We start from the raw sequence: 23,152 nt of genomic DNA on the forward strand, positions 1-23,152 counted from the left end.
GTTCCTGTGTCGGGGTTCCTGTGTCGGGGTTCCTGTGTCGGGGTTCCTGTGTCGGGGTTCCTGTGTCGGCGGCGGATGTCAGTGGGCGGTGGTATTCCTGGCCCGGACTCAGCCCCAGGGAGATGAAGGAGAAAGCAGCATGGCAGTGCAGCGGATGGACAATGTCGGCATCGTCGTCGAGGACATGGATGCCGCCGTCGCGTACTTCCTCGAACTCGGGCTGGAGCTGGAGGGAAGGGCGGAGGTCTCGGGGGAGGTCGCCGACAAGTGCACCGGGCTGGACGGGGTGCGCTGTGAGATCGCGATGCTCCGGACCCCGGACGCGAACAGCCGGCTCGAACTGGCGAAGTACCGCAGCCCCGCGGCCGGCCGGGATGAGCCGCGGGACCGGCCGCACAACATCCTGGGCATGCACCGGGTGATGTTCGCCGTCGACGACTTGGAGGCCACGGTCGCCCGGCTGCGTCCGCACGGGGCCGAACTCCTTGGTGAGATCGCCCGGTTCGAGGACAGTTATCTACTCTGTTACGTCCGGGGGCCGGAGGGGATCATCGTCGGATTGGCCCAGGAGCTGGGTTCGTAGCGGTCGGGCAGGCCTCCGGGTCCGGTGCGCGGGCGCGCAGGTGCGGGGCGGGGGAGCGGGTGCTACGCCGGTTCGACCGGGAGCCACAGTTCGCAGGTCGCCGTGGTGAAGTCGGCCGCGCGTTCGAGGATCGCGACGATCGACGGGCCCGGGCGCAGGCGCCAGGGGTTGGACGGGAACCATTCCGTGGCGGTGGCCGCCCAGGTGGTCTGCAAGGCCTGCGGGTGAGGGCCCGACGTGCGGAAGACCGCCCACCTGCCGGCCGGGACCTCGATCGTGTCGAGGCCCGCGGGGACATCGCTGTCCGAGGAGAGCGCGACACCGTGGAGGTAGGTGAGTTCGGTGCCTTCCTCCGCATCGGGTTCCACCTCGTCGGTGACCTGCAGCAGGCCCGCTGGTTCGGTGTCGCTGAGCGCCTTCAGGCGGGCGTGCTCCTCGGGCGGCAGGGCGGCGATGTGCTCCTGGATGTGTGGGTTGACGCCCTCGTGGATCAGCGGGACGCGGGCCGCGTGGCCGGTCAGGCGGAATGCGGGGCGGTCGGTGAGGCGGGTGTCCATGGGGACGCTCCCTTGAACGGTCAGGTGGAACCTGAGCTGCGGTTGGCTGCGAAGGGGGCCTCCGTCGCGGCGTACCTCGCCGGGCCCGGCGCCGTGCACGGCGCGGAACGCGCGCCCGAACGCCTCGGCCGATCCGTATCCGTACCGGACCGCGATGCCGAGCAGATCGCTCCCGCCGCGGACCACCTCCGCGGCGGCGACCGTCATACGGCGCCGGCGCACGTACTCCGAGAGCGGCATGCCGGCCAGTGAGGAGAACATGCGGCGCAGGTGGTAGTCGGTCGTGCCGAGCTCGCCGGCCAGGCCGGGGACGTCGAGTTCCTCCGTGAGGTGCTGTTCGACGAGCTCGACCAGCCGGTTGAGTGCCGAGATCACGAAGCCTCCTTACGCTCTCCACCCTGCCGGGCGCGACCGCGCCCGCACCCGATCTTCGCGGTCCGCTCCGATCATGCGCTGCGACGGCGCGTCCGGTGCGCGTCACGCGGCCACGGTCGCCACGGCCAGTCCCGCCATCAGCGCGCTCGATCCCAGCGCCGTCAGCAACCGCCCCCGTCGGCCCGTCAGGGCCCGGCCGAGCAGCGCTCCCCCGCCGGCGAGCAGCAGCTGCCAGCTCGCGGACGCGGTGAAGGCGGCGAGGACGAAGACGGTCCGCTGCACCGCGCCCGCCGGGGAGCCCGGCCCCGGGCCGAGGACCAGGGCGGTGAAGTAGACGACCGTCACCGGGTTGAGCAGGGTTATGCCGAGAAGGGTCGCGTAGGTGCGGAGGGCGGTGTGGTCGGTGGGAGCGGTGGGGCCGGTAGGCGCGGTGGGGATGGTGGGGTTGGTGGGAATGGTGGGGTCGGTGAGGTCGGTGAGGTCGGTGGCTGGTCCGAGTGCCGTGGGGGACGTGGGCTCGCGTGCGGCTCCGCAGGCCGGGGCCGTGGTGCGGTGGTGGCGGATCGCGGTGACCGATCCTCGTACCGCCAGAGCCAGCAGGACGACCACCGAGACCCAGCGCAGCAGGCTTGCCGCCGAGGCGAGCAGCGGGGCGAGTGCGGTGCCGCCGACCACGGCGGTCAGGGCGTAGAGGCCGTCCGCGCTCGCCACGCCGAGAGCGCCCGCGGCGCCGGTGCGCAGGGAGGTGCGGGCGGTGAGCGCCACGAGATACGTGGCGACCGCGCCGACCGGGACGGCGATGCCGTACCCGGCGAACAGCCCCGCGACCAGGGCCGCCGTCATACGAGCGGCGGTCGGAGCCTCCAGGGGCGGCCGGGCTGCTGCTGCGCGCGCACCGGGAGGGTGGCGGGCAGGGGCGGGACGGCGACGTGGGTGCGGAGGGGTGTCATGCGGGGATCGTGCCGGGCGGGCGGCGGGACGGGCAAGCGGATTCCGCGCCACCCGAAGGGCTCGGCAGCGCTTCCGGGCCCCTCCCCGCCGCCCGCCGGGCTCAGCAGCGCTTCCCGTCCTCCGGGACCTTCCCCTCCAGGAGGTACCGGTTGATCGCCGTGTCGATGCATGTGCTGCCGCGTCCGTACGCCGTGTGCCCGTCGCCGTCGTACGTGAGCAGCGTGCCGGTGGCGAGCTGGTCGGCCAGGGATTCGGCCCACTTGTACGGGGTGGCGGGATCGCGGGTCGTACCGACGACCAGGAGCGGCGCGGCGCCCTCCGCCGCGATGCGGTGGGCCGAGCCCGTGGCCTTCTCCGGCCAGGAACCGCAGGTCAGGCCCGCCCAGGCGAGGCCCGCGCCGAATACCGGCGAGGCCTTCTCGAAGTCGGGCAGCGCCTCCTCCACCTCCTGCGGGGTGGTGAACGCTGCGGGCAGGTCGAGGCAGTTGACGGCGGCGTTGGCGAACATGATGTTGCCGTACGTCCCGTCCGGTTCCCGCTCGTAGTAGCTGTCCGAGAGCATCAGCAGCCCGGTGCCGTCGCCGTCCTCGATCGCCGAGGCGAGCGCGTCGCGCAGCTGCGGCCAGGCGCCCTCGTCGTACATCGCGGCGATCACGCCGGTCGTCGCGAGGGACTCGCCGAGCTCGCGGCCGCCCTCCCCGGCGGGAAGCCCTTCCGCGGCGGGGATCGGCTTCTCGTCCAGCTGCCGGAAGAACGCCGAGAGCCGGCGCCCCGCCTCCGCCTCGTCGGCCGTGCCCAGCGGGCAGTCCGGCTGGGCGACGCAGTCCTTCGCGAAGGACCGGAAGGCGGTCTCGAAACCGGCGGTCTGGCCGAGGTTCAGCTGCCGCGCGGTCAGCGAGGGGTCCATCGCGCCGTCGAGCACGAGCCGGCCGGTGCGCTCGGGGAAGAGTTCGGCGTACGTGGCGCCGAGGAAAGTGCCGTAGGAGGCGCCGACGTAGTGCAGCTTCTCGTCGCCGAGCACCCCGCGCAGCAGGTCCATGTCGCGGGCCGCCTCGACCGTGGAGACATACGGGAGGACCTCGGCCGAGTGCTCCTCGCAGCCCTGCGCGAACTTCTCGTAGGCGGCGGCCAGTTGCTCCTGCTCGGCGGCGTCGTCCGGGGTGACGTCCGTCTGCGTGTACGCGTCCATCTCCTCGCCGTCGAGGCATTCGACGGGTTCGCTGCGGGCCACGCCCCGCGGGTCGAGGCCGACCATGTCGTAGCGGGCCCGGACCGGCTCGGGATAGCCGATGCCCGCGTACGCCTGCAGGTACTGGATCGCCGAGCCGCCGGGCCCGCCCGGGTTGACGAGGAGGGAGCCGATGCGCCTGCCGGGGCCCGTGGCCTTCTTGCGGGAGACCGCCAGCTTGATCTCGCCCTCGTCCGGCTTCGCGTAGTCGAGCGGGGCGCGGAGCGTGCCGCACTCGAAACCGGGGACGCCGCACTCGCGCCACGTCAACTTCTGTGCGTAGTACGGCTCGAGGGCCTCCTCGGCCTCGGCATCGAGGGAAGGACGGGGGGCCGGGCCGGGCGAACTCCCCCCGGAACAGCCGGAGACGATCAGCCCCGCCACGAGCAGTGTGGCGGCGGTACGGGCGAGGGGGGCGATGGTGCGCATCCACCGAGGGTAGCGGGGTGATTGCGCTACGGAGTCACTTCGGCTCGCTCGGCCTGCGCGCAGGGCGGGGCCCGCTCGGCCCGTTCGCAGGGCGGGGGGCCGCTCGGACCGCCCGTAAGGCCATGGTCCGCTCAGCCCGCCCGTAGGGCCATGGTCATCGCCTCCACCGCGAGCAGCGGGGCCACATTGCTCTCCAGGGCCTCGCGGCAGGCGGCGATCGCCTCGATACGACGCAGAGTCGACTCCGGCGAGGAGCCGCGGGCCAGACGCTCGAGGCTGTCGCGCCGGTCGAGATTGGCGAGGGCCACCTGGGAGCCGAGCTGCAGGGCGAGGACATCCCGGTAGAAGGCCGTGAGATCGGTGAGCGCGAGATCGAGGGTGTCGCGCTGAGTACGGGTACGGCGGCGCTTCTGCTTGTCCTCCAGGTCCTTCATCACGCCCGCCGTACCGCGCGGCATCCGCCCGCCCTGCGCCGCGCCGAGCGCCGCCCGCAGCTCCTCGGTCTCCTTGGTGTCGACCTCCTCGGCCAGCTGCTTCGCGTCCTCCGCCGCGGAGTCGATCAGCTCCTGCGCCGCCCTGAGGGCGCCGCCGATCTCCTCGACCCGCAGCGGCAGCCGGAGCACGGCGGCCCGCCGCTCCCGCGCCCGCTCGTCGGTCGCGAGCCTGCGCGCCCGGCCGATGTGCCCCTGCGTGGCCTGGGCGGCAGCGGCGGCGGCCGACGGTTCGATGCCGTCGCGCCGTACGAGGACATCGGCCACCGCGGCCACCGGCGGGGTGCGCAGCGTGAGGTGGCGGCAGCGGGAACGGATCGTGGGCAGCACGTCCTCCTGGGAGGGGGCGCAGAGCAGCCAGACCGTGCGCGGGGCGGGCTCCTCCACGGCCTTGAGCAACACGTTGCCCGCGCCCTCGGTGAGGCGGTCGGCGTCCTCCAGGACGATCACCTGCCAGCGGCCGCCGGCCGGGGACATCTGCGCGCGGCGGACCAGGTCGCGGGTCTCCTTCACGCCGATGCTGAGGAGGTCGGTGCGGATGACCTCCACATCGGCGTGGGTGCCCACGAGGGCGGTGTGGCAGCCGTCGCAGAACCCGCAGCCCGGGATGCCGCCCAGGGCCCGGTCCGGGCTCACGCACTGCAGGGCGGCGGCAAAGGCGCGGGCGGCGGTGGAACGGCCGGATCCCGGGGGGCCGGTGAACAGCCAGGCGTGCGTCATCTTCGAGCTCGACGGGAGCTCGGTGCCGTCGGCTGCGCGGGTCACGTACGTGTCGGCGTCGCGTGCGGCGGCGGCGAGCTGCTCGGTGACGCGCTCCTGGCCCACGAGGTCGTCCCATACGGGCATGGGGTGCGCCCTTTCTCTTTCGGCCGGCCCCTCGGAAGGCCGACCGGTTTGCGCCCTGCGGGTCCATTGTGTCCGAGGGGACTGACAACTGGTCGGGGACGGGCCGGCCGGGGAGCAGGACCGGGCCCGGCCTCGAACCCCAGCCGCAGCCCCGCGACACAGCGACCCCGCGGCTCAGCGACCCCGCGACCCCGCGGCTCAGCGGCTCAGCGGCGCCGATCGTCCGGACCGTCCTCCTCGCGGTCACCCAGGAGTTCGTCGGCCAGGGACGGGAGGTCGTCGAGCGGGGTCTCCTCCGCCCAGTCCGAGCGCGGGCGCCTGCGCGGCCTGCCCGACTCGTCGACCTGGGGGATCTCCCTCGTGCGGTCCTCGGCACCCGCCGCCTGCTCCTCGCGGAACAGGCCCGGCGGTACGCGGTCGGCCGGGCTGTCGCCCGGTGCGGGAGCGGGGGCGTCCTCACCTGCGGGCGCGGGCTCGTCCCGTACGGGCGGAAGGACCGCGGTCTCGTCCACGGCCGACGGCGGGGGCGTGACGAGCGGTGTCGTCACGGTGGTCTCCTCCGAGCCCTTCACGATCGGCGTCGGAACGGTTGTCTCGGAGTCGGACTCCGGGGTGGCCGACGCAGCCGAGGCCGACGAGGCCGCCTCCGCGGCCGCCGCCTCGGCAGCCGCCGCCTTCCGGGCCGCCTCCGCCCTGACCAGCGCCTCCTCCGCCTTCCGCTGCTTGTCGAGGCGTCGCTCCTCCGCCTCCGCGCGCAGCCGGGCCTCCTCCGCGGCCTCCCTGCGGCGGCGCTCCTCCTCCGCGGCGCGCAGCTGTTCCTCGGCCTCGCGCCGGCGGCGCTCCTCCTCGGCGGCGCGGCGGGCTTCCTCGGCGCGCAGGCGCGCCTCCTCCGCCTGGCGTTCCTCCTCCTGGCGCCGTGCCTCCTCCAGTTCGCGGCGCTTGCGCTCCTCCTCCTCGGCGCGCAGCCGGGCGAGCTGTTCCTGACGCTCCCGCTCCTTGCGTTCCTCCTCGGCCTTGCGCGCGGCCTCTTCCTCGGCGCGTCGGCGCGCCTCCTCCTCGGCCGCCTTGCGGGCTGCTTCCTGGGCCTGCTTCTCGGCTTCGGACAGCGGCAGCATCTGGTCGAGCCGGTGGCGTACGACGGTGGTGACGGCCTCGGGTTCCTGCGCCGCGTCGACGACGAGATAGCGCCCGGGGTCGGCGGAGGCGAGGGTGAGGAATCCGGCCCGTACGCGGGCGTGGAATTCGGCGGGCTCGGATTCGAGGCGGTCCGGCGCCTCGGTGAAGCGCTCGCGTGCGGCTTCGGGCGAGACGTCGAGCAGCACGGTCAGCTGCGGTACGAGCCCGTCGGTCGCCCAGCGCGAGATGCGGGCGATCTCGGTCGGCGAGAGGTCGCGTCCGGCGCCCTGGTAGGCGACGGAGGAGTCGATGTAGCGGTCGCTGATGACGACGGCGCCTCGTTCGAGGGCGGGGCGGACCACCGTGTCGACGTGTTCGGCGCGGTCGGCCGCGTACAGGAGTGCTTCCGCGCGGTGCGAGAGACCGGCGCTCGATACGTCGAGCAGGATCGAGCGCAGCCGCTTGCCGACCGGGGTCGCACCGGGTTCGCGGGTGAGCACGACCTCGTGGCCCTTAGCGCGGATCCATTCGGCGAGCGCCTCGGCCTGGGTGGACTTGCCCGCGCCGTCGCCGCCTTCGAGGGCGATGAAGAAGCCCGTGGCGGAGGGCGCCTGGGCGGGTTCGGCGCCGCGCAGCGCGTCGGTCAGGTCGCGGCGCAGCGGGACGCCGGAGCGGTCGTCGGTCTTGGCGAGCACCAGGGCGGCGACCGGCAGGAGCAGCGCGCCGGCCAGCATCAGCAGGAAGGCGGCGCCGCCGTGCGCGAAGACGAACTTGCCGCTTTCGAGGCGGTGCTCCCCGATCAGACCGGCCAGCACCGGCGCGATGATCGCGGAGAGGGCGATCACGAGTCGTACGACGGCCTGCAGATGCTCGGTCGTGCGGGTGCGGCGGTAGTCCTCGACCTCCAGGTCGAGCAGGGCGTGCCCGGTGTTCGCGGCGATTCCGGCGGCCGTGCCCGCGAGGCCGAGCAGGAGCAGGACAGTGGTCTGGTCGGGTACGAGTCCGGCCGCGAGCAGCGCGATGCCGGTCGACGCGAGGGCCAGGGCGAGCAGCCGGCGGCGCGAGAGGACGGGCAGCACGGAGGGTGCGATCCGGATACCGAGGGCGGTGCCCGCGGTCAGCGCGGTCACGAAGATCCCGAAGAGGACGGGTCCGCCGCCCAGGTCCCCGGCGTGCAGCACCGAGACGGCAACGGCGGCCGCGATGACCGCCGCCACCGAGGCGCAGGCGAAGACGAGCAGCGGGATCGCGCCGGTGCGGCCCTTGTCGACGCCGGAGCCGGTGCGCGGCCGCCGCAGCCCTTCGAGCGGGGAACGGGCGCGCGGGGTCCGCGTGTCCGGGAGCTCCAGGAAGTAGACGACGGACAGCGAGGCGGCGAAAAGCCCGGCCGCGACATACGAGGCGAGCGCGGCCTGGTGCTGCTCGAACCACAGCACACCGGCGCCGATCAGGTTCCCGACCAGGGTGGTGGCGATCAGGGCGAGCGCGCCGACGGGCAGCGCGATGAAGCCCGTACGCAGGGAGAGGCGGCGCAGTGCGTCGGTGTGGTCCGGCAGCGGGCGCACCGTCGCGCCCTCCAGCGGGGGCGCGGGCAGCAGCGCGGGCGCGGCACTCTCCCGGGCGACGGACCAGAACCGCTCGGCCACACCGACCACGAACGCAGTCACGAGCAGCACGGCCAGTGCGTTGTCCGGGGTCCAGTCGATCCACAGCGGGGCGATGATCAGCAGCGCGGCGCGCAGGGCGTCCGCCACGACCATGGTCCAGCGGCGGTCGAGCGGTCCGCCCTCCCGCTTCCCGCCGCCGCCCTTGTCCGCGGCCGGCTTCGGGCCCGCGGCGGTGAGCGCGGTCAGCGGGCCGAGCAGGACCGCGCCGAACAGCAGCGTGGCGAGGATCCGTACCGCGAAGACGGCGGTGACGGCGAAGGCGAGCCCGCGGTAACCGCCGCCGAAGGCCTGCTCCGCCCCCGCGGCCTGCACCGTGAGCAGCACGAGAACGAGCAGCGCGAGCGCATCCCCGATCCCGCCCACGAGCTGCGCGCTCCACAGGCGCTTCAGCGGAGGGTGGCGAAGCAGCGCACGCACCGCGCGCTCACGGGAGTCGGCGACCAGGGCGGCATCGGAGTCGTCTCGGGTCATCCGCCCAGCCTATCCGGACCCACGGACACCCCGCGGGCCCTCCCGAACAAAGGTCCGCCCCCTCGCCGTCGTACGGGAGGGGGCGGACCGAAGGCGCGTGTACGAGCTCACTCCTCGGCCGAAGCCCCGGCCGCCTTCTTGGCCGGAGCCTTCTTCGCAGCCGTCGTCTTCTTGGCAGCGGTCTTCTTCGCCGCCGAAGCCGTCGTCTTCTTGGCGGCCGTCTTCTTCGCGGCCGTCTTCTTCGCGGCCGTCTTCTTCGCGGCGGTCTTCTTCGCGGCGGTCTTCTTGGCCGGGGCCTTCTTGGCCGCCTTCTTCGCGGTCTTCTTCGCCGGCCCCTTGGCCCGCTTCTCGGCGAGCAGCTCGTAGCCGCGCTCGGCGGTGATCGACTCCACGGAGTCGGCCGCCCGCAGCGTCGCGTTCGTCTCGCCGTCCGTCACGTACGGCCCGAAGCGCCCGTCCTTGACGACCACCGGCTTGCCGGAGACCGGGTCCTCGCCCAGCTCCTTGAGCGGCGGCTTCGCGGCGGCCCGGCCGCGTACCTTCGGCTTGGAGTAGATCTCGAGCGCCTCGTCGAGGGTGATCGAGAAGATCTGCTCCTCGGCCTCCAGCGAGCGCGAGTCGGTGCCCTTCTTCAGATACGGACCGTAGCGCCCGTTCTGCGCGGTGATCTCGACGCCTTCGGCATCCGTGCCGACCACCCGCGGCAGCGACATCAGCGCGAGCGCGTCGTCGAGCGTCACCGTATCCAGGGACATCGTCTTGAAGAGCGAGGCGGTCCGCGGCTTCACCGCGTTCTTGCCGGTCTTCGGCGTGCCTTCCGGCAGGATCTCGGTCACATACGGCCCGTAGCGACCGTCCTTGGCGACGATCTCGCGGCCGGTCGCCGGGTCGGTGCCGAGCGCGAAGTCACCGCTCGGCTTGGCGAGCAGCTCCTCGGCGAACTCGACGGTCAGCTCGTCGGGCGCGAGATCCTCGGGGACGTCCGCGCGCTGGTGGCCCTCGGCGCCCTTCTCGCCCCGCTCGATGTACGGGCCGTAGCGGCCGACGCGCAGCATGATGTCGTTGCCGACGGGGAACGAGGAGATCTCCCGGGCGTCGATCGCGCCCAGATCGGTCACCAGTTCCTTGAGGCCGCCGAGGTGGTCGCCGTCGCCGTTGCCGGCGTCCGAGGCGGCGCCGGTGGCATCGCCCTCGCCGAAGTAGAAGCGCCGCAGCCACGGCACGGCCTGCGCCTCGCCGCGGGCGATCCGGTCGAGGTCGTCCTCCATCCTGGCGGTGAAGTCGTAGTCGACGAGCCGCCCGAAGTGCTTCTCCAGGAGGTTGACCACGGCGAAGCTCAGGAAAGACGGCACGAGGGCCGTGCCCTTCTTGAAGACATAGCCGCGGTCGAGGATCGTGCCGATGATCGAGGCATACGTGGACGGGCGGCCGATCTCGCGCTCTTCCAGCTCCTTGACCAGGGAGGCCTCGGTGTAGCGGGCGGGCGGCTTGGTGGCGTGGCCGTCGACGGACATCGCGTCGCCGGTCAGCGGGTCGCCCTCGGCGACCTGCGGGAGGCGGCGCTCGCGGTCGTCCAGCTCGGCGTTCGGATCGTCCGCGCCCTCCACGTACGCCTTCAGGAAGCCGTGGAAGGTGATCGTCTTGCCGGAGGCGCTGAATTCGGCGTCGCGGCCGTCGGCGGCGGTGCCGCCGATCTTGACCGTGACCGAGTTGCCGGTCGCGTCCTTCATCTGGGAGGCAACGGTGCGCTTCCAGATCAGCTCGTAGAGCCGGAACTGCTCGCCGGTCAGACCCGTCTCGGCTGGCGTGCGGAAGCGGTCGCCGGAGGGGCGGATCGCCTCGTGCGCCTCCTGCGCGTTCTTGACCTTCCCGGCGTACGTGCGGGGCTTGTCCGGCAGGTAGTCGGCGCCGTACAGCTGGGTGACCTGGGCGCGGGCGGCCGCCACGGCGGTGTCGGACAGCGTCGTGGAGTCCGTACGCATGTAGGTGATGAAGCCGTTCTCGTACAGCTTCTGTGCCACCTGCATCGTGGCCTTCGCACCGAAGCCCAGCTTGCGCGAGGCCTCCTGCTGCAGGGTTGTCGTACGGAACGGGGCGTAAGGCGAGCGGCGGTACGGCTTGGACTCGACCGAGCGGACCGCGAACCGCGTGTCCTCCAGCGCGGCGGCGAGCGCGCGGGCGTTCGCCTCGTCCAAGTGGAGCGTGTTCGCGCTCTTGAGCTGACCGACGGAGTCGAAGTCACGGCCCTGCGCGACGCGCTTGCCGTCGACCGTGGTCAGCCGGGCGGTCAGCTGCGCGGGATCGGAGGCGCCCGCCCGTCGCCCGCCACCACCCTCAAACGAAGTCGCTTCGCTCCCCTGCATTCCGCCGCGGCCGGTGCCGAAGGTGCCGGTCAGATCCCAGTACTCGGCGGAGCGGAAGGCCATACGGTCCCGCTCGCGCTCCACGATCAGCCGGGTGGCGACCGACTGCACACGGCCCGCCGACAGCTTCGGCATGACCTTCTTCCACAGGACCGGCGAGACCTCGTAGCCGTAGAGGCGGTCGAGGATACGGCGGGTCTCCTGCGCGTCGACCATCCGCTTGTTGAGATCGCGCGGGCTGGCGACGGCCTCCTGGATCGCGGCCTTGGTGATCTCGTGGAACACCATGCGCTTGACCGGGACCTTGGGCTTCAGGACCTCGAGGAGGTGCCATGCGATGGCTTCGCCCTCGCGGTCCTCATCAGTGGCGAGGAGGAGTTCGTCGGACTCCTTGAGGAGGTCCTTGAGCTTCTTGACCTGGGACTTCTTGTCGGCGTTGACGACGTAGATCGGCTGGAAGTCGTTGTTCACGTCCACGCCGAGCCGGCGCACCTCGCCGGTGTACTTCTCCGGCACCTCGGCGGCGCCGTTCGGCAGGTCGCGGATGTGCCCGACGCTCGCCTCGACGACATATCCGGGGCCGAGGTAGCCCTTGATCGTCTTCGCCTTGGCAGGGGACTCGACGATGACGAGTCGGCGGCCGCCCTGTGCGGTCTCGCTGGTCGGGGACAACTTCGCTCTTCTCTCCGGTCGGGGCTGCTCTCGCTGGCTGTGCTCTGCGGTCCGTATGCCCGGCACACGGCGTTCGCTCCCGTGCCTTGCGTTCATACGGCGGTCCGTACGCGTTCCCTATGCGTTCCGTATGCCTTCATACGGCGGTCCCGCGCACTTTTCCACAGCGCCGCCCTATGCGTTCATACGGTGACGCTGCGGAGTGTGACGGTACAGCCCGCCCCCGTGTCAAACGGGAAAAGGCCGCAGCGGCCACTCGAACGGTAACCCGACTCCCGCCCTTCCTGCCGCCCGGACTGCCGAGCCGGGGCCTCACAGGAAGCGGAGGGATCTCTCCCGGATCGGCCGGTTACCTGGCGTACGAGGAGGGCGTGGCGCTACGGGAAGCGGCAGCTCAGCCGCGCAGGAAGCACCAGGCGCCGAGCAGAAGGGCGGCGGCCGAGACGAGCGTGGTGAGCGTGGCCGAAGTCACCGGGCTCGCGCCCTGGACGACGGGCCTGCGGTGGGCGACACGGACCGCGGTCCAGGTCAGCAGGGCGGCCCCGAACAGGGCGAACACCGTGCCTGCGAAAACCGCCGGTCCGCTCTCCATGCCCGCGCTTCCTCCCCGTGCCGCCACATCGGCCTCGACGGCAGACTGACAGGCAGAGGGAACGAGTGAGGGGCGGCTGGGCGAAGCCGGGGTGAACACGGCTGAGCGGCAACAGCGCCGCTTCCGGCTCCGCGCCCCGCGGCAACACCGCCGCTTCCAGCTCCGCGCCCCGCGGCAACACCGCCGCCTCCGGCTCGGTGGGCCCATGGACCGGCCGTCTGACCAGCAAGGCCTACGCTGCGGGGATGATCAAGCCCATCGAACTCGTCATATTCGACTGCGACGGCGTGCTGGTCGACAGCGAGCGCATCGCCGTACGCGTCCAGGTCGCCCTCGGAGCCGAGCTCGGGTGGCCGCTGACCGAGAGCGAGGTCGTGGGCCGGTTCATCGGGCGCTCGCACGCCGCCATCCACGAGCAGGTCGCCGCTCGGCTCGGTGCGGACACGGCCGCCCTCTGGTCGGAGAGGTTCGAGCGGCTCCACCGCGAGGCCGTGGACAAGGGGCTTGCCCCGGTGGACGGCCTGCCGGAAGCGCTCGACGCGCTCACCCTGCCGACCTGCGTGGCCTCCAGCGGCTCCCACGACAAGATGCGGCACACCCTGGGCAGCACCGGGCTCTACGAACGCTTCGCAGGCCGCATCTACAGCGCCACCGAAGTCCCCCGGGGCAAGCCCGCCCCCGACCTGTTCCTGCACGCCGCCCGGCAGATGGGCGTCGACCCCGCGGCCTGCGTAGTCGTCGAGGACAGCGGACCCGGCGTCCGCGCCGCCCGCGCCGCCGGCATGCGGGCCTTCGGCTACGCCGGCGGACTCACCCCGGCCGAACTTCTCGAAGGCCCCGACACCACCGTCTTCCACGACATGCGCAAGCTGCCCGCCCTCATCGCCGAGCGGTAGCCACCGGTCCAGGCCCACCCGGCGGCGGGCGCACCCGCCGCCGACGTTCACGCCGTACGGGCATGACGTCTCAGCGCGGTTCCAGGAACCCCTGTTCCACCAGGAGCCGAATCTGCGCCGGGGTCCGGTCGCGCAGCTGCACCGGGTCCTCGCCCACCAGTTGGGCGATGGCGTCCAGGATCCGGCCCGCGCTCATGGAGCCGTCGCACACCCCGGCGAAGCCCGCGCCGATCGTGTCCACCTTCGTGGCCCGGCGCATCCCGCGGTGCTGGCGCAGCACGACATGCTCGGGGTCCTCGGCGCCCGGCAGGCCGACCTGTTCCTGCACCACGCCCTCGGCCAGCACGAAGTGCCCGGCCAGCAGCGCCGCGTCATCGTGCGCCCGCAGGTGGTCGACCCGCGCGAAGTGCGCGTCGACCACCTCGCCGAGCGGCTGCTCGACGGGGTGCGGCCACTCCTCGACGGTGATCGACGGATCGCCCTGGACGGCGGCCTCGGACTTGCGCAGGGTGATCCACCCGAAGCCGACGGCCCGGACCTTCCGCGCCTCGAACTCGTCCAGCCACGCGTCATAGCGCGCCGCGTACTGCCCGGGATCCGTGCGGTGATCCCCGGCATCGCGCAGCCACAACTCCGCGTACTGCGTGATGTCCTGAACCTCGCGCTGCACGATCCACGCGTCACATCCGCGTGGCACCCATGAGCGCAGTCGCTCCTGCCAGTCCTCCCCCTCGACGTGCTGCCAGTTGGCCAGGAACTGTGCGTATCCCCCTTCGTTCAGTCGTTCCCCCGCCTCCTGAACGAGCGAGCGGCACAGATCGTCCCCGCCCATCCCGCCGTCCCGGTAGGTCAGCCGCGCGCCCGGCGAGATGACGAACGGCGGGTTCGAGACGATCAGGTCGTACGTCTCGTCCTTGACGGGCTCGAAGAGCGAACCCTCGCGCAGCTCGGCCTCGGGGGCGTCCGAGAGGGCGAGGGTGAGCGCGGCGATGCGCAGCGCCCGGGGGTTGAGGTCGGTGGCGGTCACGCGGGTGGCGTGCTGGGCGAGGTGCAGCGCCTGGACGCCGGAGCCCGTGCCGAGGTCGAGGGCGCTCGCCACAGGCCTGCGCACGGTGATCCCGGCGAGCGTCGTGGAGGCGCCGCCGACGCCGAGCACCACGCCTTCGTCCTTGCTCCCGATGCCGCTCGCGCCGCCGACCGCGCATCCCAGGTCGGAAACGATGAACCAGTCCTCGCCGTCGGGGCCGCCGTACGGCCGTACGTCGACCGTGGCACGCACCCGGCCGCCGTCTTCGGTCAACCAGCCCTGCGCCACGGCCCCTTCGAGCGGCAGCGCCTGCGCCACCCGGGCGTGCGGCAGGGCGTCCTGGAGGAGGAAGAGGCGTACGAGCGTCTCCAGCGCGCCGTCCCCGCGGGTCGCGCGCACCGCGGGCACCGTCTCGCTGCGGGCGAGCGCCGCGTACGCGGGGGCGCCGAGCAGATCGAGCAGTCCATCGGCCGTGAAGTCGGCGGCGAGGAGCGCTGCGCGCAGCTGGGCTGCGCCCGCGCGGTCGGTCGAGGGCAGGGGCTTCGTCGTACTCACCCGTCCATTGTCACCGCAGTACGCCGTGGGGGCGCACGCGAAACGGCCCGGTACACGTGGTGCGCGACGGGCCGTTCGGTGCCGGGGGCGTCAGTTGGACGGGGAGGGCGTGTCCACCTTGCAGTCGGGCTGCTTGGCGACGGCCTCGCCGACCTCGCCCTCCGTGAGGGATTCGAGGGCGTCCGCGCCCTCGGTCTGGATCTTGCCGAGCTCGTCGGCGATCTTCTTGAGGTCCTCGGAGAACTTCTTCACGCCGTCGGGCGAATCGTCCTCGGCGTCCATCGCATCGCTCTGCTTCTTCAGGTCCTGGTAGGACTTCGAGGCCTTCTGCAGGTCCTTGACGGTGTCCGTCTGGATCTTCTCGCCGTCGTCGACCGGCGGCGGGCCCGCCTTCTCGAGAGCCTTGGCGATCGCGGTGTACGCATCCGCGCTGGCCTGGAAGGAGGCCGAGTCGACCTTCTTGATCTCTTCCCGCTTGCCGTCCGCGGCCGTGGAGATGATGGCCTGCTGCGCCTTGGCGCTCTTCTCGAGCTCGGGCTTGATCTGGCCGCAGAGCGACTTGGCCCAGTCGTCGAGCTCCTTGTTGCCGTCGTCACTGCTGCAGGCCGACAGCGCCATTACCAGTACCGCACCGCCGGACAGCGCGGCTGCGAGCTTCTTGTTCACCGGATTGGTCCCTTCCATGGCTCTCGGCCCCGGAACTTACACGCCATCCGGGTGGCATAGCCGCGCCCGAGGTCCCGTATATCCCTATTGCAGCCATTTGCACCAAGGGAGATGAGCGTCACGGAACCAAACGGGCGGGCGGACGGCGCATCAGAATGCGCTGCCCGCCCGCCTGTTGAACAGTCCGGATCCGCCGGCTCGATCACGCCGGGCGGGGCCCGGCTCGATCGGAACGGACCCGCCGGCCGCGCAATGCCCTAGGACACCACCGCCGGATCCGCCGAATTCGCCACCCGCCCGGGGTCGTCCTCGTCGCCCATGGTGATTCCGCGGCGCTTGGAGATGTACACCGCGCCGACGATCACCAGGATCGCGGCCACCGCGATGCCCGCGCGCAGGCCCGCGCTGGCGTCGTCCCCGTAGCTGAACTGGACGACCGCGGGCGCGATCAGGAGCGCCACGAGGTTCATCACCTTCAGCAGGGGGTTGATCGCGGGACCCGCGGTGTCCTTGAACGGGTCGCCCACGGTGTCGCCGATGACCGTCGCCTCATGGGCCTCGGAGCCCTTGCCGCCGTGATGGCCGTCCTCGACGAGCTTCTTGGCGTTGTCCCACGCGCCACCGGAGTTGGCGAGGAAGACCGCCATCAGGGTGCCGGTGCCGATCGCACCCGCGAGGAACGAGCCGAGCGCGCCGACCCCGAGCGTGAACCCGACCGCGATCGGGGTCAGCACCGCCAGCAGACCGGGCGTGCTCAGCTCGCGCAGCGCGTCCTTGGTGCAGATGTCGACGACGCGTCCGTACTCGGGCTTCTCCGTGTAGTCCATGATCCCGGGGTGCTCGCGGAACTGCCGCCGCACCTCGTAGACCACCGAGCCCGCGCTGCGCGAGACCGCGTTGATCGCGAGACCGGAGAAGAGGAAGACGACCGCGGCGCCGAGCACCAGGCCCACCAGGTTGTTGGGCTGCGAGATGTCCATGACCAGGTTCATCGGGGCGCCGTCGCCGAGCTTCTCGCCGACGTCCGCGGCCGCGGTCGCGATCGCGTCGCGGTACGAGCCGAAGAGCGCGGCCGCCGCGAGTACGGCGGTGGCGATGGCGATGCCCTTGGTGATGGCCTTGGTGGTGTTGCCCACCGCGTCCAGGTCGGTGAGGACCTGGGCGCCCGCGCCCTCGACATCGCCGGACATCTCGGCGATGCCCTGCGCGTTGTCGGAAACCGGACCGAAGGTGTCCATGGCCACGATCACGCCGACCGTGGTGAGCAGACCGGTACCGGCCAGCGCCACCGCGAACAGCGCGAGCATGATCGACGTGCCGCCGAGCAGGAACGCCCCGTAGACGCCGAGCCCGATCAGCAGCGCGGTGTAGACGGCAGATTCCAGACCGAGGGAGATGCCAGCGAGTACGACGGTGGCCGGGCCGGTCAGCGAGGTCTTTCCGATGTCCCGGACGGGACGCCGGTTGGTCTCGGTGAAGTAGCCCGTGAGCTGCTGGATCACGGCGGCCAGCAGGATGCCGATGCCGACCGCGACGATCGCGAGGATCCGCGGGTCGCCGCTCTTGGCGGCGATCGCCGCGTCCGTGACGCCCTCGAGCTCCGCGTACGTGGCGGGCAGATAGCTGAAGGCCGCCACGGCCACGAGCACGAGGGAGATCACCGCGGAGACGAAGAAGCCGCGGTTGATGGCGGTCATCCCGCTGCGGTCGGAGCGCCGGGGCGCCACCGCGAAGATGCCGATCATCGCCGTCACGACACCGATCGCCGGAACGATCAGCGGGAAGGCGAGGCCCGAGTCGCCGAAGGCCGCCATGCCGAGGATCAGCGCGGCCACCAGCGTCACCGCGTACGACTCGAAGAGGTCGGCGGCCATGCCGGCGCAGTCGCCGACGTTGTCGCCCACGTTGTCCGCGATGGTCGCGGCGTTGCGCGGGTCGTCCTCGGGGATGCCCTGTTCGACCTTGCCGACCAGGTCGGCGCCGACGTCGGCGGCCTTGGTGAAGATGCCGCCGCCGACCCGCATGAACATCGCGATCAGCGCGGCGCCCAGACCGAAGCCTTCGAGCACCTTCGGTGCGTCGGCCGCGTAGACGAGGACCACACATGCCGCGCCGAGGAGACCGAGTCCCACCGTGAACATGCCGACGACGCCGCCCGTACGAAAAGCGATCTTCATGGCCTTGTGCGCGACAGCCGTCAGATCCTTCTCCGGCTCTCCTTCGGCGGGGGTCGCCTCGCGGGCGGCCGCGGCCACCCGCACATTGCTGCGTACCGCGAGCCACATGCCGATATAGCCGGTGGCGGCGGAGAAGAGCGCTCCGATCAGGAAGAATACGGACCGTCCGGCGCGCTGGTTCCAGTCGTCCGCGGGCAGCAGCATGAGCAGAAAGAAAACGATCACGGCGAAAATGCCGAGCGTCCGCAGCTGCCGTGCCAGATAGGCGTTGGCGCCTTCCTGTACCGCGGCCGCGATCTTCTTCATGCTGTCGGTGCCCTCGCCGGCGGCGAGGACCTGGCGTACGAGTACGCCTGCCACGACCAGGGCGGCCAGTGCGACGAGCCCGATGACCATGACGATCATCCGGTTGCCGTCGGTCAGTACCGCGGCCGCGAGGGTTGTGGGGTGGTCAAACTGATGAGGGGTAGAAAGCCCCGCCATTCGTCCTCCTTGACGCCTGTGCTGAGCTCAAGATGTGGACGGATTGTAGGGAGCGGGCCCTGATCAAAACAGTGGGCGGCAAACGGAATTGGCCTTCACTTGCTTCTCAACAAATGATCGCGTCACAGGATTGGGCTCGAAAGAGGTAATGCCTCAAAAGCATTGACTCTTGATCATCGGGCCGGAAATGCGATCAATGATGATCGCGCCGGTTCGCGCGGAAATACCGAAGGGCCCTGCTCAGCAGGGCCCTTCGCGCACTACGGGAGGTTCAGCCGAGCACCGGCGCGGTGCTGACCGGCCAGCTCATCCTGATCCGACCACCAAGATCCCCGGTGGTCACCTCGACCTCATCGACGAGGCCGCTGATCACGGCGAGCCCCATCTCGTCCTCGCCCTCAGGATCCGGATCGGAACCGGGGGCCCCGGACTCGGGCGTGCCGGCGGACGCATGCGGCGCCTCGTCGCCCACCTCGATGGAGAACTTCTTCTCCTCCTCGATGAGCGCCACCCGCACCGGTGCCACGATCTCGTGGCTCTGATGCAGGCCCACGGCACGGGTGCAGGCCTCGCCGACCGCGAGCCGCACCTCGTCGAGCACGGCCTCGTCCACCCCGGCCCTGCGCGCGACCGCGGCCGCCACCAGACGGGCGGTCCGGACATGCTCGGGCAGCGCACTGAAACGGAGTTCAACGGTGGCCATCAATCCCCCTCCGTACTTCTCTACGTGCTGTCGGGGGCCGGGCCGGGGCGGGCCCGGTGCCCCCGTCTCCCTGCGCACCGGGCCCGGACGGGCCCGGACGGGGGCATCAGTCGGTGGCCGCAACCGCCTCCTCGACCGAGGTGTGAATCGGGAACACCTTGGTCAGACCGGTGATACGGAAGATCTTCAGGATGCGCTCCTGGTTGCACACCAGGCGCAGCGAACCCTCATGGGCCCGCACTCGCTTCAGACCACCCACCAGCACGCCGAGCCCGGTGGAGTCGAGGAAGTCGACGCCCTCCATGTCGACGACAAGGTGGAAACTGCCGTCGTTCACCAGCTCGACCAACTGCTCGCGCAGCTTGGGCGCGGTATACACATCGATTTCGCCACCGACCTCGACAACCGTACGATCGCCGACGGTACGGGTCGACAGGGACAGGTCCACGGATCCTCCAGCACCTTGCTATCGGGCGGTCGCCCCCCGGACTCCTGGCTTCAGGACTGGGGCGTAACGCCAGCCGCCATGGCATTCAATCACTTACGGGCAGGCGAGCACGACGCCTTGGGAGCATTGTCCGTCGCGCCAGTGACACACTCGGCGTTGATGGCCACGAATTCCCGCCCCGACCGGCGCCTCGACGACCGCCAGGAGCCGCCCGGTGCGGGCCCCTCCGGGCGGACCTCTCCGCGCACGGTTCTCGACCGGCTCGCCTCGGGGGAGAGCCGGTCCGCGCGCCTCACTCATACGGAGCATGTGCCCCCGCGTGCGGGCCGCCATGCCCTCTGGCCGGACCGCATCCGTCCCGAGGTGATCGCCGCGCTGAACAAGGCCGGAATCGAGCACCCCTGGGCCCACCAGGCGCTCGCGGCCGAGCACGCCCTGGACGGCGAGTCCGTGGTTGTCGCCACCGGTACGGCCTCGGGCAAGTCCCTGGCGTATCTGATGCCGACCCTGTCCGCGCTGCTCGACGGTTCGGAGGCACCCAACGGGCGGGGCGCGACCGCGCTGTACCTCGCCCCGACAAAGGCACTCGCGGCCGACCAGTGCCGGGCGGTCAAGGACCTCGCGGCTCCGCTCGGCCACGCGATCCGCCCCGCGGTCTACGACGGGGACACCCCGGTCGAGGAACGCGAATGGGTACGCCAGTACGCCAACTACGCCCTGACCAACCCGGACATGCTGCACCGCGGGATACTCCCTTCCCACCCCCGCTGGTCCTCCTTCCTGCGCGCGCTTCGCTATGTCGTCATCGACGAGTGCCACACCTACCGCGGTGTCTTCGGCTCCCACGTCGCCCAGGTTCTCCGCCGCCTGCGCCGCCTGTGCGCCCGCTACGGCTCCGATCCCGTCTTCCTGCTCGCATCCGCCACCGCGGCCGAACCCTCGGTGGCCGCCGAACGCCTCACCGGCCTCCCGGTCAAGGAGGTGGCCGACGACGCCTCCCCGCGCGGCGAACTGGTCTTCGCCCTGTGGGAGCCACCGCTCACCGAGCTGCACGGCGAGAAGGGCGCGCCGGTCCGCCGCACGGCAACCGCCGAGACCGCGGACCTGCTGACCGACCTGACCCTGCAGGGGCAGCGTTCCATCGCCTTCGTACGCTCCCGGCGTGGCGCCGAACTGGTCTCCGTCATCGCCCAGGAACGCCTCGCCGAGATCGACCGCTCCCTCGCGGGCCGGGTCGCGGCCTACCGCGGCGGCTATCTGCCGCACGAACGCCGCGCCCTGGAACGCTCCCTCCATTCGGGCGAACTCCTCGGACTCGCCGCCACCACCGCCCTGGAACTGGGCGTCGACATCTCCGGCCTGGACGCCGTCGTCATCGCCGGCTACCCGGGCACGCGCGCCTCCCTGTGGCAGCAGGCGGGTCGGGCCGGGCGCTCCGGGCAGGGCGCGCTCGCCGTCCTGGTCGCCCGGGACGACCCCCTCGACACGTTTCTCGTGCACCATCCCGAAGCCCTGTTCGAGCAGCCGGTCGAATCGACGGTCCTGGATCCCGGGAATCCATATGTACTCGCTCCTCACCTGTGCGCCGCGGCCGCCGAACTGCCGCTCGCCGATACCGATTTCCCCTTGTTCGGGCCGACGGTCCCCGAGCTGCTGCCGCAGCTGGAGTCGGCCGGTCTGCTGCGCCGCCGCGCGAAGGCGTGGCACTGGACGCGCCGCGAGCGGGCCGCCGACCTGACCGATATCCGCGGCGAGGGCGGTTCGCCCGTCCAAGTCGTCGAGGCCGGCACCGGGCGGCTCCTCGGCACGGTCGACGCCTCGTCCGCCCACACCGCCGTCCACCAGGGCGCGGTCCACCTCCACCAGGGCCGCACGTACCTGGTGAAGGAACTCGACCTGGAGGACTCGGTCGCCTTCGTCGAGGAGGCCAACCCGCCCTACTCGACGACCGCCCGCGACACCACCGCCATCTCCGTCCTGGACACCGATGTCTCGGTGCCCTGGGGGGAGGGCCGTCTCTGCCACGGCTCCGTCGAAGTCACCAACCAGGTGGTCTCCTTTCTCCGCCGCCGGCTCATCACCGGCGAGGTCCTCGGCGAGCAGAAGCTGGACCTTCCGCCGCGCACCCTGCGCACCCGTGCCGTGTGGTGGACGGTCACCGAGGACCAGCTCGATGCCGCCCGCATCAACCCCGAGATCCTCGGTGGCGCCCTGCACGCCGCCGAACACGCCTCGATCGGCATGCTGCCCCTCTTCGCCACCTGCGACCGCTGGGACATCGGCGGCGTCTCCGTCCCGCTCCACCCGGACACACTGCTGCCCACGGTGTTCGTCCACGACGGACACCCGGGCGGCGCGGGTTTCGCCGAGCGCGCCTTCCACACCGCGCGGGAGTGGCTGACGGCCACGCGAACCGCCATCGCCTCCTGTGAATGCGACGCCGGCTGCCCGTCCTGCGTCCAGTCCCCCAAGTGCGGCAACGGCAACGACCCCCTGCACAAGCGCGGCGCCGTACGCCTCCTCACGGAACTCCTGAAGGGAGCGCCCGAGGGCTAGAGCCGGACGGATCCACCGGTCCCGGTATCCCCTGCGATCCGGCGCGCCCCACCGGCCCCGGCGAGGCCGCCCGCGAGGAGCCGGCCTCCGGCGGGCCCGCCCGTGAGCGGACCGATGACGACATCGGGCCCGCCTCCACCCGTACGGTCACATCCGCGATCTCCCCGCTCACAGCGCAGCGCACCACTTCCGCCTCCTGCGCCCGCGCGACCCGTGAGGCCTGCGCGCAGGCGGGCTCGGCGCCGCGCAGCGCGTGATCCGCTGCCGCGAGGGCCGCCAGATCCGCGGCACCGCCCGCCCGATGCCGGGCGAGCACGGCCTGCACGGCGAGCAGCAACCCGACGGCGATCAGACACAGCGCCCCGATCAGCGCGACCACCCACACGCTCGCGGAGCCCCGGTCGTCACGCACCCGGGCCCGCAGCCTCAGCCCTCGCGAGGCACCCGCTCTCACCCCGTCACCCCCACCGTCTCCTCGGCGAGCGCCACCGCGGAGGCCCGCAGGGACAGCGACAGCGCGTCGGGGCCGGGTGAGGTGGCCGAGACGGTGACCCGCACCAGGTCGTCCTCCCGGGCGACGGTGACCTCCGCCCCGCCCGGCGCGGACCGCCGGGCTGCCTGCGCCACATCGGCCGCCGCCTCCTGGCGGGCCGCCGCCCTGGCCCCTGCCCGGGCGGCGTCCACACACTGGATCTGCACGATCGCGCTCACCAGCGCCCAGACCAGCCCCAGGCCGACCAGCATCAGCACCGGTATGACGCAGGCCGCCTCCGCGGTCACGAACCCGCCGTCGGCCGTCACGCACCCCTCGTCCTGGCGCTGCTCGCCACGGCGCTGCTCGCCACGGCGCGCCTCGTCCCGGAGCGCATCGCCCGTGCACCCCTCAGAACTGTCCACCGAGGGCCTTCTCGATGACGCCTTCGAGCAGCTTCTTCACCGCGCCGGAGCTCACGACCTTGTACAGGACGGCGGCGAACGCACAGGCCGCCACCGTGCCCAGCGCGTACTCCGATGTCGTCATACCGGCATCGGCACCCCGCATCCGAGCCAGCCGGGCACACCACGCCCGGCGGACCACTCCGCTCATCCGCCTGCCGGCTCCGACGGCCCGCCGCAGCAGACTCGCGACCACACCGCCGAAGCTCCGGCCGTCCTCTTCGGACCTGAAAAACCGCATACCAACTCCCCGTATGAACAGGCCCTTCCGGGCCACTGAGCAGAAATTCGAATAGATGGAAACGAGTACGAACAGGCCCCTCGGGCCACCGCCGGCCACCCGCACCGGCGTGCGGCCGATGCG

General features: G+C 71.8%; 18 protein-coding genes. 3 read left to right on the forward strand and 15 right to left on the reverse strand.

Annotated features, from left to right (window positions below):
- Positions 1-139: 139 nt before the first annotated feature.
- Positions 140-583, forward strand: coding sequence for a VOC family protein (locus tag ACLF6P_RS04600; protein WP_415948275.1), 444 nt, complete (start codon positions 140-142; stop codon positions 581-583).
- A 62-nt stretch (positions 584-645) separates the two neighbouring features.
- On the opposite strand, the gene ACLF6P_RS04605 is transcribed toward ACLF6P_RS04600, so the two are convergent.
- The 7 genes from ACLF6P_RS04605 to ACLF6P_RS04635 form a co-directional block, all read right to left on the reverse strand.
- Positions 646-1,515, reverse strand: a complete 870-nt coding sequence (locus ACLF6P_RS04605; protein WP_415948277.1) for an AraC family transcriptional regulator — start codon at positions 1,513-1,515, stop codon at positions 646-648.
- Between the two features lie 102 nt (positions 1,516-1,617).
- Entirely contained in the window at positions 1,618-2,358 is a 741-nt protein-coding gene (locus ACLF6P_RS04610) for a LysE family transporter (RefSeq protein WP_415948278.1), read from the reverse strand.
- Positions 2,359-2,566: 208 nt separating this feature from the next.
- Positions 2,567-4,123 carry an alpha/beta hydrolase gene (locus ACLF6P_RS04615; protein ID WP_415948280.1) on the reverse strand — a complete coding sequence of 519 codons (1,557 nt, stop codon included), beginning with the start codon at positions 4,121-4,123 and terminating at the stop codon, positions 2,567-2,569.
- A gap of 131 nt (positions 4,124-4,254) precedes the next feature.
- Positions 4,255-5,460, reverse strand: coding sequence for a DNA polymerase III subunit delta' (locus ACLF6P_RS04620; RefSeq protein WP_415948282.1), 1,206 nt, complete (start codon positions 5,458-5,460; stop codon positions 4,255-4,257).
- 206 nt (positions 5,461-5,666) lie between these two features.
- Entirely contained in the window at positions 5,667-8,714 is a 3,048-nt protein-coding gene (tmk, locus tag ACLF6P_RS04625) for a dTMP kinase (protein ID WP_415948283.1), read from the reverse strand.
- 107 nt (positions 8,715-8,821) lie between these two features.
- Positions 8,822-11,749, reverse strand: coding sequence for a type I DNA topoisomerase (gene topA, locus ACLF6P_RS04630; RefSeq protein WP_415948284.1), 2,928 nt, complete (start codon positions 11,747-11,749; stop codon positions 8,822-8,824).
- Positions 11,750-12,143: 394 nt separating this feature from the next.
- On the reverse strand, positions 12,144-12,341 hold the full coding sequence (locus ACLF6P_RS04635; RefSeq protein ID WP_415948285.1) for a hypothetical protein: 198 nt from the start codon (positions 12,339-12,341) through the stop codon (positions 12,144-12,146).
- A 245-nt stretch (positions 12,342-12,586) separates the two neighbouring features.
- Here ACLF6P_RS04635 and ACLF6P_RS04640 point away from each other — a divergent pair, with 245 nt between their 5' ends.
- Positions 12,587-13,237, forward strand: coding sequence for an HAD family hydrolase (locus tag ACLF6P_RS04640; RefSeq protein WP_415948286.1), 651 nt, complete (start codon positions 12,587-12,589; stop codon positions 13,235-13,237).
- Positions 13,238-13,307: 70 nt separating this feature from the next.
- On the opposite strand, the gene ACLF6P_RS04645 is transcribed toward ACLF6P_RS04640, so the two are convergent.
- From ACLF6P_RS04645 to bldG, 5 genes are all read right to left on the reverse strand, one after another.
- A complete protein-coding gene (locus tag ACLF6P_RS04645; protein ID WP_415948287.1) occupies positions 13,308-14,819 on the reverse strand; it encodes a DUF7059 domain-containing protein in 1,512 nt (503 codons plus the stop codon).
- 90 nt (positions 14,820-14,909) lie between these two features.
- Entirely contained in the window at positions 14,910-15,485 is a 576-nt protein-coding gene (locus ACLF6P_RS04650; protein WP_415948288.1) for a small secreted protein, read from the reverse strand.
- A 257-nt stretch (positions 15,486-15,742) separates the two neighbouring features.
- Positions 15,743-18,145 (reverse strand): sodium-translocating pyrophosphatase, encoded by a 2,403-nt coding sequence (locus tag ACLF6P_RS04655; protein ID WP_415948289.1) that lies wholly within the window; start codon positions 18,143-18,145, stop codon positions 15,743-15,745.
- A 271-nt stretch (positions 18,146-18,416) separates the two neighbouring features.
- Positions 18,417-18,848, reverse strand: a complete 432-nt coding sequence (locus ACLF6P_RS04660) for an ATP-binding protein (protein ID WP_415948290.1) — start codon at positions 18,846-18,848, stop codon at positions 18,417-18,419.
- A 106-nt stretch (positions 18,849-18,954) separates the two neighbouring features.
- Positions 18,955-19,296: an anti-sigma factor antagonist BldG gene (gene bldG, locus ACLF6P_RS04665; protein ID WP_003975386.1), complete on the reverse strand. Its 342-nt coding sequence runs from the start codon at positions 19,294-19,296 to the stop codon at positions 18,955-18,957.
- Positions 19,297-19,374: 78 nt separating this feature from the next.
- Between bldG and ACLF6P_RS04670 the strand changes: the two genes are divergently transcribed.
- A complete protein-coding gene (locus ACLF6P_RS04670; RefSeq protein WP_415948291.1) occupies positions 19,375-21,852 on the forward strand; it encodes a DEAD/DEAH box helicase in 2,478 nt (825 codons plus the stop codon).
- Here ACLF6P_RS04670 and ACLF6P_RS04675 read toward each other — a convergent pair.
- Genes ACLF6P_RS04675 through ACLF6P_RS04685 form a run of 3 tightly spaced genes read right to left on the reverse strand, consistent with a single transcriptional unit; the run spans position 21,818 to position 23,029 of the window.
- Positions 21,818-22,264 (reverse strand): Rv3654c family TadE-like protein, encoded by a 447-nt coding sequence (locus tag ACLF6P_RS04675; RefSeq protein ID WP_415948292.1) that lies wholly within the window; start codon positions 22,262-22,264, stop codon positions 21,818-21,820. The genes ACLF6P_RS04670 and ACLF6P_RS04675 overlap by 35 nt on opposite strands.
- Positions 22,265-22,302: 38 nt before the next feature.
- A complete protein-coding gene (locus tag ACLF6P_RS04680; RefSeq protein WP_415948293.1) occupies positions 22,303-22,749 on the reverse strand; it encodes a TadE family type IV pilus minor pilin in 447 nt (148 codons plus the stop codon).
- The gene (locus ACLF6P_RS04685; protein WP_415948295.1) at positions 22,736-23,029 is read right to left on the reverse strand and encodes a DUF4244 domain-containing protein; all 294 of its coding nucleotides are present in this window, start codon (positions 23,027-23,029) and stop codon (positions 22,736-22,738) included. Before ACLF6P_RS04685 ends, ACLF6P_RS04680 begins: the two co-directional genes overlap by 14 nt.
- Positions 23,030-23,152: the final 123 nt, after the last annotated feature.

The organism is Streptomyces lothianensis (assembly GCF_047779955.1).
Taxonomy (GTDB): domain Bacteria; phylum Actinomycetota; class Actinomycetes; order Streptomycetales; family Streptomycetaceae; genus Streptomyces.

Coding starts and splice junctions, on each gene's coding strand:
- ACLF6P_RS04655 (WP_415948289.1), bottom strand. CDS start 18,145: ATGGCGGGGCTTTCTACCCCTCATCAGTTTGACCACCCCACAACCCTC.
- ACLF6P_RS04635 (WP_415948285.1), bottom strand. CDS start 12,341: ATGGAGAGCGGACCGGCGGTTTTCGCAGGCACGGTGTTCGCCCTGTTC.
- ACLF6P_RS04685 (WP_415948295.1), bottom strand. CDS start 23,029: ATGCGGTTTTTCAGGTCCGAAGAGGACGGCCGGAGCTTCGGCGGTGTG.
- ACLF6P_RS04610 (WP_415948278.1), bottom strand. CDS start 2,358: ATGACGGCGGCCCTGGTCGCGGGGCTGTTCGCCGGGTACGGCATCGCC.
- tmk (WP_415948283.1), bottom strand. CDS start 8,714: ATGACCCGAGACGACTCCGATGCCGCCCTGGTCGCCGACTCCCGTGAG.
- ACLF6P_RS04600 (WP_415948275.1), top strand. CDS start 140: ATGGCAGTGCAGCGGATGGACAATGTCGGCATCGTCGTCGAGGACATG.
- ACLF6P_RS04615 (WP_415948280.1), bottom strand. CDS start 4,123: ATGCGCACCATCGCCCCCCTCGCCCGTACCGCCGCCACACTGCTCGTG.
- ACLF6P_RS04670 (WP_415948291.1), top strand. CDS start 19,375: ATGGCATTCAATCACTTACGGGCAGGCGAGCACGACGCCTTGGGAGCA.
- ACLF6P_RS04660 (WP_415948290.1), bottom strand. CDS start 18,848: ATGGCCACCGTTGAACTCCGTTTCAGTGCGCTGCCCGAGCATGTCCGG.
- ACLF6P_RS04640 (WP_415948286.1), top strand. CDS start 12,587: ATGATCAAGCCCATCGAACTCGTCATATTCGACTGCGACGGCGTGCTG.
- ACLF6P_RS04620 (WP_415948282.1), bottom strand. CDS start 5,460: ATGCCCGTATGGGACGACCTCGTGGGCCAGGAGCGCGTCACCGAGCAG.